Raw genomic sequence first — 14,949 nt, 5'->3', positions numbered from 1 at the left:
TGGATACAAGATGCAAGCAATAACTGACATCGCTGTCATCTTTTATCAATTTATTCAGATTAAAAGCAGGCCATTAGCAGTAATAAAATAGCCTTTAAAGTGGCTGGGGATGGAATATTAAATACGCCTAATGAAGTGGATGATGCTTATCTATAATAGGGGGCTGAGTGAGCTCTATCAGCGGTTGGTTTTAAGGGCGTTTAGACAGCGTACTAGAAAGTTAAAAAATTAACCTGACACAGAATATCAAACGCCCTCTTTTAATGACTTATAAGTCTCATCATCGCTTAATCGTTTTTGTTATCTTGAGCTTGATTATGACTATCTAAATCACCGAGGTTGAGAACTGGTGCCGCGTCTATCCCTGATGCTCCCATCATTTCTGCTATTCGTTCAACACTTGAAAGTAACTGAAACTGCTCCCAATCCTTTAGTGCTGAAAATGTTTCAACAAAACTTTCTTCAATTGGCTGTGGCGCATTTAATAGCGCTTCTTTACCTTCATCAGTTAAGAAAAGCGCGACTCTGCGACGATCGCTTTCGCTTCTTACTCTTTTGATAAAATGCTTAGATTCTAATCTATCTAAAATATTGGTTACCGTCGCCTGACTGAGGTTCACTTGTGTTGAGACCTCCTTAGCTGTTACCCCTTTAATTCGCGCAAGCTCCTGCAATATGATTAATTGAGGCCCAGTAACTCCTGCTTCCTTACTTAGTTTTCTGGATCGAATATCAATCGCTCGAATAATTTTACGAATAGAAACAAATAACTCTTCGTGTCTTTCCACGTTATAGCCTTTTTAAGTTTACCCCAGTGCGTATTATCACTATTAAATCCAGAAAGCTAAAGCAAATAATTTACCTAACTTCCAACCTGAATCATTTATCTAACAAAAAACTCACAAACACCGCTTGATAATTAGACCTGTAATGATTAGACTACTAATTATTATTCTTATCAATGGTTATATTGAAAATGAAAAATGAAATATCTGGTTATATATGTTTCCACATAATACTAGGGATCGGTTTTGTGTTAGCCCTTCTTTCAACAGGGGTAAATAGTCTTAACCTTTTAAAAAACAAGCAAACCAAACTCCCATCGACCAACTCTTCTAATAAGTGAGATAGTTAGTACTATATATGTTTGATTACGCCTCAATCGCAATAATTCTTTACTTCGTGTTGTTAATATTTATCGGTATTTACGCCATGAAGAAATCAACCTCAGATAACAATGAATACCTACTAGGTGGCCGAAATGTCAGTGCTAAAGTAACGGCATTGTCCGCAGGCGCATCTGATATGAGTGGCTGGATGTTAATGGGTTTACCTGGCGCTGCTTACTTAGGTGGCTTAGACAGTATTTGGCTAGCCTTAGGACTTGTTATTGGTGCTTATGTTAACTACCAAATTGTCGCCCCAAAATTACGAATCTTCACAGAGTTAGCTGATGACTCACTGACTATTCCAGAATTTTTCTCTAAGCGCTTTGCATTAAATAACGGCAGCGTTAGATTAATCGCCTCAATTGTGATCATTTTATTCTTTACCGTATACACAGCCTCAGGTTTAGTTGCTGGCGGTAAATTATTTGAATCGGCTTTTGGCATTAATTATGTTTGGGGAATTATCGCAACAGTTAGTGTTGTCGTTATTTATACGGTACTCGGTGGTTTTCTAGCTGTTAGCCTAAGTGACTTTATCCAAGGTGTCATAATGCTTATCGCATTGGTAGCTGTTCCGGCTGTCACATTCAGTCACTTTGATGTTGAACAAGCACAAGCACTCACTGAATCTATGTCGCTAGGTATAGAAAATATTGAATTGATAGCCGCTTTTAGTTTAATGACTTGGGGGCTAGGCTACTTCGGTCAACCACATATTATTGTTCGCTTTATGGCAATTAACTGCCACACAAACCTAAATAAAGCCAAAAATATTGGTTTATCTTGGATGACAATATCGACTATTGGTGCATTGGCCACAGGATTAATAGGTGCTTCGTATATAGCTAAAAGCAATCAAACAGTATCAGATCCTGAAACCATTTTTATTGTCTTGTCTCAATACTTGTTTCACCCTTTTATCGCTGGTTGGCTACTTGCTGCAATATTAGCAGCAATAATGAGTACCATTTCTTCTCAACTATTAGTTTCTTCAAGTTCACTCGTTGAGGACATTTACCAAAGTTACTCAACAAAAAAGCCGTCTAAAAAACAGTTATTAATGACCAGTAGAGTATGTGTCATCGCTGTTGCAGTTGTTGCCTCACTAATCGCTTTGGACAGTAATAGTAGCGTGCTGGGTTTAGTGTCTAATGCTTGGGCAGGGTTTGGCGCAGCTTTCGGCCCCTTAATCATCCTCAGCTTATGGTGGAAAAAGTTAACTCATAGTGGCGCTGTTGCAGGCATTTTGGTTGGTTCGATAACCGTTTTGATTTGGGCATATGCTCCTTTACTGAGTGACGGCCAAACACTAAGTACTTATTTTTATGAGTTATTACCAGGATTTTTAGCTAGCTTATTAGCAATAGTAGTAGTTAGCCTTAACACACAACAGCCTACAGAACAGGCAATTGAGTGGTTTGACGCCACGAATAGAAAACTTAACGGAATTTGATAATGAATATTGACCCGGAAGCCCCACAATGGCAAAGAATTGTCATTAAAGTGGGAAGTGCACTTATTGCTCCAAATAGAAATGGGTGTAGTAGCCAATACTTATTAAGTATCGCTAATTTTATCGTACGTTGCCGGATGATTGGAACTCAAGTAGTACTGGTATCTTCGGGCTCTGTCGCTGCAGGAGCACACCTATTTAACGCTGAAGATAATTCTAGCATGACAGTCAAAAAGGCAATGGCTGCTGCAGGGCAATCAGAAATGATGGCGACATGGGACAGATTGTTTGACTTTAATACTGCACAGGTTCTGCTGACCCATGCAGATCTTAAAGAACGAGATAGATATATCAGTGTAAGAGACACTATAGATACCTTACTTAATAACAATATACTGCCAATTATTAATGAGAATGACACTGTAACGACTGATAAGTTAAAAGTTGGCGACAATGATAACTTATCAGCGATGGTGGCAAGCGCTGCAAATGCTGATGCTTTAATAATATGCTCAGATATTGATGGGCTCTATAACGCCAACCCCAAACTAGATAGCACAGCCCAATTAATTGCAGATGTTTATGATATTAATGCAGATATATACCAGATGGCTGGGGGAGCAACCAGCGATGTGGGCACTGGCGGTATGAAAACTAAAATTCAAGCTGCAGATAAAGCGGTATCACATGGTATCGATACTTATATTGTAAACGGCTTCAATGAAGTGAGTTTTAATGAATTACTCATAGGCAGAAATCCGGGTACACATTTCCACCCTCATAAAAAACCTATGCAAGATCAACATCACTGGATGAAACATACCACTAAAATTCAAGGTGAATTGGTAGTGGGTGACACCTTCATGATGAAGGATGAAGCAACGAGAGATCTACTTGTGCCGCAAGATTTGCTCCATGTCACTGGTAATTTCTCCGCAGGTGATGTTGTACTCGTGCGAAAAGACAATGGCGATAAACTTGCCAAAGTAAAAACAAATTACAGTAGCTGCCTGTTAAATTTCGTCGCGACTCAAAACAGTGAGCACATTTCAGAGCAGCTAGATAATACCGACGAACCAATTCTTTCTAAACAATACATCACCTTATTGGGAGCATAATGTCTTTAATACAAAATATCGCAGAACAAGCCGCAATTGGTGCAAAAATACTTGCCTCTAAATCCGCAGAAGTAAAAAAAGCATTACTCATTGATATGGCAAATGCTTTAAGAAAAAACCATGTGGATATTTTAAATGCCAATATCGAAGATTTGACCAATGCTAAATCTAACGGTTTGTCTGACGCCATGATGGATCGCCTAACGTTAAATACGCAACGTATTGAAGATATGGCCATCGGCCTTGAAACGGTTGCTGGCTTATCTGAAGTGGTAGGAACAACCCGACCGATAGAAACTAGGCCCAATGGAATTGAAATCAAAAAAATGCGAGTGCCACTCGGTGTTATTTGCATGATTTATGAAGCTAGGCCAAATGTCACAGCTGATGCCGCAGGACTATGCATTAAGTCAGGTAATGCAGTAATACTTAGAGGCGGAAAAGAAGCCTTAAATACAAGCTTGGCGATTGCTCATGTGCTACAAAGTGAACTTGAGAAACATAATCTGCCAAAGTCCATTGTATCTGTCATTCCAAACCCAGACCGAGCTCTATTAAATGAATTACTAACGTTAAAACAATATATTGACCTAGTGATCCCTAGAGGTGGCGAAGGGTTAATTAATTTTGTAAGCGAGAACAGTAAAATCCCTGTTATTCAGCATTATAAGGGAGTCTGTCATTTGTATGTCGATAAAGATGCTGACTTGGACAAAACGCTTAACATACTCGTTAATGGTAAAATTCAACGACCTGGGGTATGTAATGCCCTTGAAGGCGTGTTGGTGCATAAAGACATTGCAGAACGCTTTCTCCCGATGATGAATGACATTTGCGAGCAAAATAATGTCAAAGTAAACGGCGATGCCTCCATAGGCAGTTATTTTAACTCATTCACCCCTATTCAGCCCGATCAGTTTGGTCAAGAATACCTCAGCCTTGAAATAGCCGTGAGTGTGGTTGATAGCATTGATATGGCAATAAAACACATTGAAGATTTTGGCAGTTATCATACAGAAGTTATTTGCACTGAAAATGAACAAGCAGCGGCAAAATTCCAACAGATTGTTGATGCTTCCGTGGTAATGGTTAATGCCTCATCTCGATTTTCAGACGGTTCAGAGCTTGGTTTAGGGGCCGAAATTGGTATTGCAACCACTAAGTTACATGCCTACGGCCCAATGGGAATTGAGTCTCTTACCACTGAAAAGTTTTTAGTAAACGGAACTGGACAGGTAAGAGTTTAATGAATCAATGTTGCCCTCACTAAAGCTAATAGTATCGCGAAAGATGTAATCATTAGCTTTTGTAAAAGCGACATAATGAGAAAAAGAAAAACAGTTTAAGAGCACCTTTAATAGCGCGTATAAAGAATGATGTTAAATGCGCTATTAAAGGTGCCTATAAATTAAAGAGCCGTATAGATTGAATGTTGTTATAAACAGACACCCTAAAACGATTTTTAAATCTAAAATTTGCACAAAATACTTTAAATGCATGTTCAAAGGAGCTTTATAGCCTCTTTAACACTTTATTGTGCCAAACAACTAAACCGCCATTCCTGCTGCCACACCAGATGACCATGCCCATTGGAAGTTAAAGCCGCCAAGCCAGCCGCTGACGTCCATAACTTCACCAATAAAGAATAAGCCTGAAATATTTTTCGCTTCCATGGTTTTAGACGAAAGCTCATTGGTGTCGACGCCACCTAAGGTCACTTCGGCAGTGCGATAACCTTCGGTCCCATTCATCACAATTGACCATTCATTTAAATCTTTAGCGATTTGATCTCGCTCACCGTGACCAAGTTGATTAAGCGCTTTATCAAGTTGCGTTGCTTCAAATAGAGCTTCAACTAGACGCTTAGGCAACCACTGACTAATGGTATTGCGTAAGCTTTGCTTAGGGTTATTGGCCAAGGCTATTTCAATCTTGTCTTTAGCACTTTCATTTGGCAGTAAGTTAATGCTAATCGCTTGTCCTGCTTGCCAATAATTTGAAATTTGCAGTACAGCAGGGCCAGATAAACCGCGGTGAGTGAACAACAAGGCTTCACTAAACTCAGTGCCATCTTCAGCGGTAATCGTTGATGGAACCGCGATACCTGATAGTGGTTCAAAACGCGCTTTTTGTTCACTATGCCAAGTAAAAGGCACAAGACCTGCTTGGGTAGGCAACACAGACAAACCAAATTGCTCTGCTAATTTATAGCCAAAAGGCGATGCACCAAGCTTTGGCATAGATAAGCCGCCAGTCGCAATCACTAACGAGTCACAGCTAAAGTCACCGTTAGAGGTAGTCACAGTAAATTGACCTTGGTCGTTTTTACTGACGTGATTAATCTCAGTGCGTAGTTGCACTTTTGCGCCAGCCCAGTCACATTCGGTCATCAGCATGGTGACGATTTCTTTAGCTGAATCATTACAAAATAGCTGACCATGATCGCGCTCATGATATTCAATCCCATGGCGTTCAACTAATTCGATAAAATCGCTTGAGCGGTAACGGGCTAATGCGGATTTAACAAAGTGACTGTTGCCACATAAGAAGTTATGCGGCTCAACTTTTTGATTGGTGAAATTACAGCGACCGCCACCACTGATCAGGATTTTTTTACCCGCTTGCTTGGCATTGTCTAGTACCAAAACATCACGACCACGATAGCCAGCGGTTGATGCACACATTAACCCTGCTGCGCCTGCGCCAATAATAATTACGTCATGATGTGTCAAAGTGTCATCTCTCATTCATCCGCTACCTAAATGTAGCCTGTTGTCATTCAATTATGTCAGTTATTTCAGTGGCGAATTTTTCATCAGTCACAAAAAAGGGCGCTATATTAGCACCCTTTTAGTCGCATTCACACTGGCTTAAGCCATAACATCAGTCTGAGATTGTTTCAGACTTTTGTTCACGTCCTAGCAGCTCTTTAGCAGCATCTACTGGCGCTTTACCTTTATAAAGCACTTGGTAAATTTGCTCAGTAATTGGCATTTCCACACCAAGACGTTTCGCTAAGGTGTAAACCTCTTTGGTATTACGATAACCTTCAACCACTTGGCCAATTTCTTCTTGAGCGGTATCAACATCGCTGCCTTTACCTAATGCCAAGCCAAAACGGCGATTACGAGATTGGTTATCTGTACAGGTTAAAACTAAATCACCAAGACCCGCCATACCCATAAAGGTATTACTGTCTGCACCTAAAGCCACACCAAGACGAGTTAACTCAACTAGTCCTCGAGTGATTAATGCAGTTCGGGCATTGGCACCAAAACCAATACCATCAGACATACCCGCACCAATTGCGATAACGTTTTTAACTGCGCCACCTAATTGTAAACCGGTAAAGTCGTCATTTGCGTAAACACGTAAACGTTTCGGGCTATGTAAAAGCTCCACTAAATCATTAGTAAAGTCAGCACACGTGCCCGCTACCGAAATTGCTGTTGGCATGCCAGCAGCCAGTTCTTTGGCAAATGTTGGTCCTGATAATACTGCCAGTGGGAAAGCATCCCCAAGTTGCTCACGAGCAACATCTTGCAGTAATCGACCGGTTTCAGGCTCTAATCCTTTAGTGGCCCAGACAATGCGTGCATCATCTCGTAATAAAGGTTTTGCCTGCTGTAGTACTAGGCCAAATACATGACTTGGTACCACAACCAACACATTTTTACTCGCGGCAAGCGCTTTGCCTAAGTCGGTTTCTAATTCAAGACAGTCAGGAAAGTTGATCCCTGGCAGAAATGCGTTATTAGCTCGTTCTTTGGCTAGGGTTTCCATGTGCTCTGGCTCATGGCCCCATAGCAAGGTCTTATGACCACTGCTTGCGAGAGAAATGGCAAGAGCGGTGCCGTAAGACCCAGCACCTAGAACAGTTATTTCGGCAGTATTATTCATATTGATTAAGCGTTTGCTTCTTCAGCAGCTGGAGCTGCAGCAGCGTCTTGCTGACGTTGTTGAACATATTGTGCAAATAATGCATCAAAGTTCACTGGAGCAAGGTTTAGCTGTGGGAAAGTACCACGAGATACTAAGTTACCTACTGTTTCACGTGCGTATGGGAATAATACGTTCGGGCAGTAAGCACCTAAAGAATGAGCTAGTTGCTGTTCAGTTAAACCAGTGATTGAGAAAATACCAGCTTGTTGAACTTCACATAAGAATGCAGTTTCTTCACCGTTTTGTGCAGTAACAGTTAAAGAAAGAATAACTTCATACACGTCATCAGAAAGTTTGTTGCTACGAGTGTCTAGATCAAGCTTAACTTCTGGGTTCCATTCTTTTTGGAAAACAGCTGGGCTGTTAGGCGTTTCAAAAGAAACGTCTTTAGTGAATACGCGTTGAATGTTGAATTGTGGTGCTTGTTCTTCGTTGTTAGCTACTTCAGCCATGATTTTCTACCTTCAAATTGTGTTTTAGCTTTTCTATGAAGCTAATTTTAGATTTGGGCTTTTATTCCTAAAATATGGCAAGAGCCTTGTTTTAGTTCATCCCGATTAAAGTTGATCTAACTAAGTAACAAAACGCTTTTAAGCCCTTTATAACAAGTAGGATCTTGTTCTACTCGCTAACATTAATATCAGCGAGTAGCTGGTTATCTTTACTTCTTACCTTTAACAGTTGGTAAGTTTGCTGCTGTCCAGTCACCCATACCGCCTTTTAGGTTACTGACATTTTCAAAGCCCTGTGTAACAAGAAGTTGAGCAGCTTGCGAAGACGTCATTCCAGCACTACATACAGTAATAATGGGACTCGTTTTATACTTTTCAAGGCTTGTAGCTTTATTATTTTTAATTTCAGACAAAGGCACATTTATCGCATCTACGATGTGGCCTTTGCGAAACTCTTCTTGAGAGCGAACATCAATGACTTTACCGTCTTGCTTGTTCATCAGCATGGTCAATTGTTGCGTATTGATATTAACAACTTTAGAGGTCGCTGCTTTAATCGTAGTCACTACCACAGCAATGAACAAACCAACCCACGCAATACTTAGTACTGGGTTAGCTTGAAAAAATTCAATATATTCTTGCATCTTCTCTGCCTACTTTAAAAATGGCTAAAATTAATAAGCCACAGAGTATACCGATTGCGTCTTTATAATGCAGCAAGTTCACGCCTATTCATCGACTCTGATGATTTAATAGTGCCACTTTAGTGACGAAAGATTGCATTTAATTAACAAGCATTGATTAAAACCACAGTATTTATGCTTTTATTGCAAATAATTCATCGAGTCCCATAGGCGCTTATACAGAGCTCTTGCCACTGAAATCTTTACTTGAAGCCCATAGATGAAAGTAAATTACTTTTTCAGCGCCTGCATAAGTAGTAATATTCATACAATTAAAATTTTAACCTTCTCATAAACTTTAAACTTTCATATAGAGGTACTTCCATGGCGACTCAAAAGCGTCCATTGGCACTACTTATCTTAGATGGCTGGGGCTATCGCGAAAATACGCATCAAAATGCGATTTTTCACGCTAACACCCCCGTTTTAGATAAATTGAATGCTACATACCCACACAGTTTGATTTCAGGTTCAGGCCTAGATGTCGGCCTACCTGATGGTCAAATGGGTAACTCAGAAGTGGGTCATATCAATATTGGTTCTGGCCGTATTGTGTATCAAGAATTAACCCGTATTAGTAAGTCAATTGCTGACAACGAGTTTTCTCAAAACCAAGCCTTATGTGAGTCTATCGACAAAGCGATTAGTGATAATGGCGCTGTACATATCATGGGGCTTATGTCTCCAGGCGGCGTGCATAGTCATGAAGATCATATTGAAGCAATGTGCCGAATGGCCGTTGAGCGTGGCGCAACTAAAGTGTACTTGCACGCTTTCCTAGATGGTCGCGATACACCTCCTCGTAGCGCCAAAAACTCTCTGGCTCATTTCGAAGAATTATTTGAAAACTTAGGTCACGGTAAAGTTGCTTCAGTCATTGGTCGTTACTATGCCATGGACCGAGATAACCGTTGGGATCGTGTCGAGAAAACTTATAATCTCATCACTCAAGGCAAAGCAGAGTTCAATTACGCTAATGCTGTTGAAGCATTAGAAGCCGCTTACGCCCGCGACGAAAATGATGAATTTGTTGCAGCAACCACTATTGGTGAAGCGGCGCATTTATCTGATGGCGATGCGCTTATCTTCATGAACTTCCGTGCTGACCGAGCTCGCCAAATAACCCGTAGTTTTGTTAATGCTGACTTTGATGGCTTTAATCGCGCTGTCACTCCTGCGGTTAACTTTGTCATGCTGACTAACTACGCTGATGACATTAAAGTGCCGGTAGCATTTCCATCCTCTGATTTAGTGAATACGTTAGGCGAAACCTTACAAAACCAAGGTAAGACTCAGCTGCGTATTTCTGAAACTGAGAAGTATGCTCATGTGACCTTTTTCTTCAATGGCGGTAAAGAACAGCCATTTGAAGGCGAAAACCGTGAACTGATTAAGTCTCCTGATGTAGCAACCTATGATCTTCAGCCTGAAATGAATTCAACTGAGCTGACAGACAAATTAGTCGCAGCAATTGAATCAACAGACTATGACGTCATTATCTGTAATTATCCTAATGGCGACATGGTTGGCCACACTGGCAACTTTGATGCTGCAGTTAAAGCCTGTGAAGCCGTTGATGCCTGTATTGGTCGCGTCGTAGATGCCCTACAAAAAGTAGGCGGTGAATGTTTAATTACTGCCGATCACGGTAATGCTGAGCAAATGACTAACGAAGAAACGGGACAGGCGCATACGGCGCATACCAGCGAGTTGGTTCCGTTTATTTATGTTGGACGTGATGCCACTATTGAAGATGGTGGCCGATTGAGCGATATAGCGCCAACTATGTTAACCTTGATGGAACAAGAAGTGCCATCAGAAATGACAGGCCACTCAATCATTAAACTCAAAGAGTAAATAGCCACTCGTGAAAAAACGACTATTGTTTAAAGCCAGCATAATTGCTGGCTTTCTGATACTTTCATCATCAGTTCAAAGTGCCGATCTGGATAAGCGTCAATCCGAGCTTAAAGCGATTCAAGCTCAGATTAACCAACAACAAAGCTCTTTGAAAGACACCAGTCGTCAACGAGAAAAGCTCATTTCGTTATTAAAACGCGATGAGCAAGCTATCTCTAGTGCTGCTCAAAAAGTCAATTTAACCCAAGCCTCTCTCTCGCAAGTAAACACTAAACTCAGTGAGCTAGATGTTGAAAAAATCCAACTGGATAAACGACGAGCGACACAGCAAAAAACCTTATCGAAACAACTTTCAAGTGCCTATTTAGCAGGTAATCACGATTACTCTAAAATGATGCTGAACCAACAAAATCCCGCCACGGTTGAGCGAATGTTGGCTTATTATCAATACCTGAATAATGCCAGAATTGCCGCTATCACTAATCTCAAAGAAACCATTGAGCAATTAGACACAATCAAAAGTCAGCAAATCAATGAACAGCAAAAACTAAATGCATTAATTATTGAGCAAAAACAACAAGCGCAGCAACTTAATAAAGAAAAAAGCCAACGCCAACAAACTTTAGCCCAAATTCAGCGAACTTTAACCAGTAAAGGCGCTGAACTGGAACAAATGCAAATTGAAGAGGCTAGCTTAAAACGCCTTATCGAACAGGCTTTGCTGGCAGCGAAAGACAATCCTCAAATGGATGGCTTAGCTAAAAAACGTGGCAAATTAACATGGCCAACAAAAGGTCATTTAGCCTCTAAGTTTGGTAGTCGTCGTTCAGGACAAATTCGCTGGAAAGGAGTAGTTATTGCCGCACCTGAAGGTCGCAATGTCACTGCCGTCGCACCAGGGACTGTTATATATGCGGACTGGTTACGCGGCTTTGGTATGGTAATGGTTGTTGACCATGGCGAAGGCTACATGAGTCTGTACGGACATGCTCAAGCACTATTAATTCAGCCTGGAGAAACGGTTCAAAAAGGAGATTCAATTGCGCTTGTCGGGAGTTCAGGCGGACAAACAGATTCTGGCCTATACTTTGAAATACGACACAAAGGGCAAGCCGTTAACCCAGCGAAATATTGTCGATAAACTTAGGCTAGGAAAGGCCACTCTCGCTGAAAGACTGACGCCCTATATATACCTTTAATGGTATTAAGGGGCGATTATGATGCAATTTGCACGTTATTTATTATGTTTTTTCTTAGGTATTTCAGTTGCGCTTTCAATGAGCTTATCTAGTTCAGAGCAACATTATAAGTACGAATCAGAATACAGTTACACTCTGCTTTTAGATGTCATCGACACCATTCATACCTACTATTTTAACGATGTAGATCGTGAAGATTTAATTGAATTCGCCATAGATGGCATTTTCACCAACCTAGATCCCTATTCTGGTTTTTTAGATTCTGATGACTTTCAAAGTATCAATGACAGCAACAGTGGTCAGTACTTTGGATACGGTTTTGAAGTGGCAACAGATGATGACCAAATCACCATTATAACCCCTTACCCTAACTCACCAGCCGCAAGGGCTAATTTGCAGCCAGGCGATAAAGTATTGCAACTTAACGATACAGTTATCGATAGTAGTAACCTGACTGATGTACTGATGGATATTAAGCAAAACAGTAACAACAAACGAACAATCAACCTCACCATTGAGCGCGATACTAATGATCCCTTTAAGCTTGCCTTAAATCCAGAGCTTATTCATATCGAATCAATAAACGCTAAAATTCTTAAAGATAATATTGGTTATATTCAGTTAAACTCATTCCAAAATGATGCAACCAGCGCCATCATCAAACAAGCCAAACTCTGGGAAAACGAAACCATAAGCGGCATCATTTTAGATGTACGTAATAACCCAGGAGGTCTACTTGGCCAAGCTATCAGTATTGCAGATCTCTTTTTAAAGAAAGGATTAATCGTTTCTACCGAAGGTCGTTTTTTCGATGCTAATGAAGTCTATTACGCTTCACAGCCCACTATCTTTGAAGATATCCCAATGGTGGTGTTAATTAATAAAGGTTCGGCTTCAGCTTCAGAAGTATTGGCGGCTGCACTACAAGAAAATGAACGAGCGACACTAGTCGGTGAAACCAGCTTCGGTAAAGGCACAGTCCAAAGCTTGATCCCTATGCTAGAAATGGGCAATGCGATTAAACTGACTATTGCTAAGTACAGCACCCCCGATGGTAATGACATTCACAGTAAAGGGATTGAACCTGATATTAAAATTTCAAACGAAGCTATTCTAAATTCTGATTATCTGGATATAATTGAGCAATCAACTGCGCAATATGATGAACCACAGGATGGTCAGATTTCTTCAGCTATTGCATGGATAACTACTCATAACTAAAAAGCAGACTCTGTGCGCAAAATATTTTTTGGATTAGCTCTACTCATTACAGGACACGTACAAGCAGCAAACATCGCTATCATCATTGACGATATTGGTTATCGTCAATCAGATGAGGCTGTACTGACCTTACCCAATACTGTCACTCTATCTGTATTACCTCATACACCTTTAGGCCAAACTTTGGCTCAACAAGGGCACCATCAAGGTAATGAAATCATGTTGCATATACCTATGCAGGCATTAAATGGTAAAAAGCTGGGTGATGGCGGCTTAACTAATGATATGAGCGAGCAACAACTGAAAAGCCAACTGAAAGCATCACTTGAAAATATTCCCTATGCTAAAGGCGCGAATAACCACATGGGAAGCTTGTTAACTCAATTAGACAACCCAATGAACTGGCTTATGGAAAGCTTAAAGCAAAAGGATCTCTACTTTGTGGATAGTGTTACGACACGCTATAGCAAAGCAAGCGACAAGGCTCAGCAATACGGTGTGCCTTTACTGAGAAGAGAGATTTTTTTAGATAATGATGTCAGTGAAAACGCATTAGAGAAACAATTTAGCCAAATCATTACCAAGGCGAAAACGGAAGGGAACATCGTTGTTATAGCGCACCCTTATCCAGAAACAGTGCGCTTTTTAAATGAGAATCTTCACAGACTAGAGTTAAAGGGTATTAACCTTGTTCATACCTCAAAACTTTTGCCTGTTAGCATGGCTAAAAACGAAGGAACTAGCTCAGCTCAAGTACTGAGATAGACATATCAGGCAGTGTTTCCATTAATTCATCTGCATTCTTAACAATATCAGCCAAAGTACACTTGTTAAGTACTGCCATGTAAGCGGCGACGGCTTCAGCCAGAATTCCTTTTAAACTACATGCAGGCGTAAAACGACAGTACGGCTCTGTGCAGTTAACAGGGGCTAGAGACGGCTCCAACTCACCCACTAATTTACCAAGATTAATATCTGCAGCTTTTACTGCTAGTTTAAAGCCACCACTTTTTCCTCGAATAGTCTGAATATATCCAAGCTTGCCTAAATGGTGGATGATCTTTGCAACATGATTTGAAGACAGCTCAAAAACAGTCGTCACTTCCGCAATACGGAATAACGTTTCTCTTTTCGGTTGCGCAGCAAGGTACATTAAAATACGAATGCCGTAATCTGTATATCGTGTTAGTTGCATAAGTTAATTCCAGCGTTAAATTAATTGGCTTAGGAAGTAGAAGATTCAAGCTCTGTGATTAGCCATAAAGCTTGTTCATTGGTGGTGCTACATACATCAATCGTCGCACTGAAATCAGTACAAACTTTTGGTCTAGATGGGTCACCAAATAGCTTACATAGGTTATCGTCATTTAGTTGAATACAGCGTTCACCCGCAAGTTTACCATTTGGCATACCAGGTATCGGGCTAGTAATAGAAGGAGCAATACAACATGCACCGCAACCAAGACGACAATCCATAATTTTACCTAAGCGTTAAAGCAGCAATATATCTTACTAATGCCTAATATAGAAACATCTTCTTTATAAAAAGCACATAAAATACATCTTTAAGTTTAAAGTGAGAGTTATGTTTAATTTTTAGCTCATGATCACAGCTGAATCATGTGACATGATAAGTGCATTTTAAACTTATACCAATCCGCATTAGACTTTGCCCATATTAGCCCAGTCTCGTGTACATAAACTTTTTACCCTATCTTTGCACTGAATAAATATATTCCAAGCTTTACAACACTGCTCAACAATATCGTTATAGCCTTCAAAACACCGATTTGCCAAACAGTGCTGTCTTAACCATTGCCATACTTGCTCTATTGGGTTTAGCTCTGGAGAA

14 protein-coding genes and 1 pseudogene are annotated in these 14,949 nt (G+C 40.5%); 7 read left to right on the top strand and 8 right to left on the bottom strand.

Annotated features, from left to right (window positions below; translation table 11 throughout):
* Positions 1 to 287 precede the first annotated feature (287 nt).
* A complete protein-coding gene (locus L2735_RS12915) occupies positions 288 to 788 on the bottom strand; it encodes a MarR family winged helix-turn-helix transcriptional regulator (RefSeq protein WP_248985098.1) in 501 nt (166 codons plus the stop codon).
* Between the two features lie 355 nt (positions 789 to 1,143).
* Between L2735_RS12915 and putP the strand changes: the two genes are divergently transcribed.
* Genes putP through L2735_RS12900 form a run of 3 tightly spaced genes read left to right on the top strand, consistent with a single transcriptional unit; the run spans position 1,144 to position 4,987 of the window.
* Positions 1,144 to 2,622, top strand: coding sequence for a sodium/proline symporter PutP (putP, locus tag L2735_RS12910; protein WP_248985097.1), 1,479 nt, complete (start codon positions 1,144 to 1,146; stop codon positions 2,620 to 2,622).
* A 2-nt stretch (positions 2,623 to 2,624) separates the two neighbouring features.
* A complete protein-coding gene (proB, locus tag L2735_RS12905) occupies positions 2,625 to 3,740 on the top strand; it encodes a glutamate 5-kinase (RefSeq protein ID WP_248985096.1) in 1,116 nt (371 codons plus the stop codon).
* The gene (locus L2735_RS12900) at positions 3,740 to 4,987 is read left to right on the top strand and encodes a glutamate-5-semialdehyde dehydrogenase (RefSeq protein ID WP_248985095.1); all 1,248 of its coding nucleotides are present in this window, start codon (positions 3,740 to 3,742) and stop codon (positions 4,985 to 4,987) included. The genes proB and L2735_RS12900 overlap by 1 nt, the downstream gene beginning before the upstream one ends.
* A 300-nt stretch (positions 4,988 to 5,287) precedes the next feature.
* Here L2735_RS12900 and L2735_RS12895 read toward each other — a convergent pair whose 3' ends face one another.
* The 4 genes from L2735_RS12895 to L2735_RS12880 all read right to left on the bottom strand — a co-directional run bounded on the left by L2735_RS12895 (position 5,288) and on the right by L2735_RS12880 (position 8,778).
* Entirely contained in the window at positions 5,288 to 6,472 is a 1,185-nt protein-coding gene (locus tag L2735_RS12895; protein WP_248985182.1) for a BaiN/RdsA family NAD(P)/FAD-dependent oxidoreductase, read from the bottom strand.
* Positions 6,473 to 6,623: 151 nt separating this feature from the next.
* Entirely contained in the window at positions 6,624 to 7,640 is a 1,017-nt protein-coding gene (gene gpsA / locus L2735_RS12890; protein ID WP_248985094.1) for an NAD(P)H-dependent glycerol-3-phosphate dehydrogenase, read from the bottom strand.
* A gap of 5 nt (positions 7,641 to 7,645) precedes the next feature.
* Positions 7,646 to 8,134: a protein-export chaperone SecB gene (secB, locus tag L2735_RS12885; protein WP_153916651.1), complete on the bottom strand. Its 489-nt coding sequence runs from the start codon at positions 8,132 to 8,134 to the stop codon at positions 7,646 to 7,648.
* 209 nt (positions 8,135 to 8,343) lie between these two features.
* Positions 8,344 to 8,778: a rhodanese-like domain-containing protein gene (locus L2735_RS12880; protein ID WP_248985093.1), complete on the bottom strand. Its 435-nt coding sequence runs from the start codon at positions 8,776 to 8,778 to the stop codon at positions 8,344 to 8,346.
* Positions 8,779 to 9,141: 363 nt separating this feature from the next.
* On the opposite strand from L2735_RS12880, the gene gpmM reads away from it, so the two are divergent.
* The 4 genes from gpmM (at position 9,142) to L2735_RS12860 (ending at position 13,862) form a co-directional block, all read left to right on the top strand.
* Positions 9,142 to 10,674 carry a 2,3-bisphosphoglycerate-independent phosphoglycerate mutase gene (gene gpmM, locus L2735_RS12875; protein WP_248985092.1) on the top strand — a complete coding sequence of 511 codons (1,533 nt, stop codon included), beginning with the start codon at positions 9,142 to 9,144 and terminating at the stop codon, positions 10,672 to 10,674.
* A gap of 10 nt (positions 10,675 to 10,684) precedes the next feature.
* Positions 10,685 to 11,818 (top strand): murein hydrolase activator EnvC family protein, encoded by a 1,134-nt coding sequence (locus L2735_RS12870; RefSeq protein WP_248985091.1) that lies wholly within the window; start codon positions 10,685 to 10,687, stop codon positions 11,816 to 11,818.
* A gap of 76 nt (positions 11,819 to 11,894) precedes the next feature.
* The gene (locus tag L2735_RS12865) at positions 11,895 to 13,097 is read left to right on the top strand and encodes a S41 family peptidase (protein ID WP_248985090.1); all 1,203 of its coding nucleotides are present in this window, start codon (positions 11,895 to 11,897) and stop codon (positions 13,095 to 13,097) included.
* 12 nt (positions 13,098 to 13,109) lie between these two features.
* A complete protein-coding gene (locus L2735_RS12860) occupies positions 13,110 to 13,862 on the top strand; it encodes a divergent polysaccharide deacetylase family protein (protein ID WP_248985089.1) in 753 nt (250 codons plus the stop codon).
* Here L2735_RS12860 and L2735_RS12855 read toward each other — a convergent pair.
* The 3 genes and pseudogenes from L2735_RS12855 to L2735_RS12845 all read right to left on the bottom strand — a co-directional run.
* Complete coding sequence (locus L2735_RS12855) at positions 13,837 to 14,292, bottom strand: Rrf2 family transcriptional regulator (RefSeq protein WP_248985088.1); 456 nt, start codon at positions 14,290 to 14,292, stop codon at positions 13,837 to 13,839. The genes L2735_RS12860 and L2735_RS12855 overlap by 26 nt on opposite strands.
* A 29-nt stretch (positions 14,293 to 14,321) precedes the next feature.
* Positions 14,322 to 14,573 (bottom strand): YkgJ family cysteine cluster protein, encoded by a 252-nt coding sequence (locus tag L2735_RS12850; RefSeq protein ID WP_153916644.1) that lies wholly within the window; start codon positions 14,571 to 14,573, stop codon positions 14,322 to 14,324.
* 186 nt (positions 14,574 to 14,759) lie between these two features.
* Positions 14,760 to 14,949 (bottom strand): annotated as a pseudogene (locus L2735_RS12845) (IS630 family transposase); the annotation flags it as partial.

Origin of the sequence: Shewanella olleyana, from assembly GCF_023283825.1 — a bacterium.
GTDB classification, from domain to species: Bacteria; Pseudomonadota; Gammaproteobacteria; order Enterobacterales; family Shewanellaceae; genus Shewanella; species Shewanella olleyana.
This window is presented reverse-complemented; position numbering and strand designations above follow the sequence as displayed.

What these genes read in the sequence shown, in the direction of transcription:
- putP (WP_248985097.1), top strand. Translation starts at nt 1,144, where the DNA reads ATGTTTGATTACGCCTCAATCGCAATAATTCTTTACTTCGTGTTGTTA.
- L2735_RS12880 (WP_248985093.1), bottom strand. Translation starts at nt 8,778, where the DNA reads ATGCAAGAATATATTGAATTTTTTCAAGCTAACCCAGTACTAAGTATT.
- gpsA (WP_248985094.1), bottom strand. Translation starts at nt 7,640, where the DNA reads ATGAATAATACTGCCGAAATAACTGTTCTAGGTGCTGGGTCTTACGGC.
- L2735_RS12850 (WP_153916644.1), bottom strand. Translation starts at nt 14,573, where the DNA reads ATGGATTGTCGTCTTGGTTGCGGTGCATGTTGTATTGCTCCTTCTATT.
- secB (WP_153916651.1), bottom strand. Translation starts at nt 8,134, where the DNA reads ATGGCTGAAGTAGCTAACAACGAAGAACAAGCACCACAATTCAACATT.
- gpmM (WP_248985092.1), top strand. Translation starts at nt 9,142, where the DNA reads ATGGCGACTCAAAAGCGTCCATTGGCACTACTTATCTTAGATGGCTGG.
- L2735_RS12865 (WP_248985090.1), top strand. Translation starts at nt 11,895, where the DNA reads ATGATGCAATTTGCACGTTATTTATTATGTTTTTTCTTAGGTATTTCA.
- proB (WP_248985096.1), top strand. Translation starts at nt 2,625, where the DNA reads ATGAATATTGACCCGGAAGCCCCACAATGGCAAAGAATTGTCATTAAA.
- L2735_RS12900 (WP_248985095.1), top strand. Translation starts at nt 3,740, where the DNA reads ATGTCTTTAATACAAAATATCGCAGAACAAGCCGCAATTGGTGCAAAA.
- L2735_RS12855 (WP_248985088.1), bottom strand. Translation starts at nt 14,292, where the DNA reads ATGCAACTAACACGATATACAGATTACGGCATTCGTATTTTAATGTAC.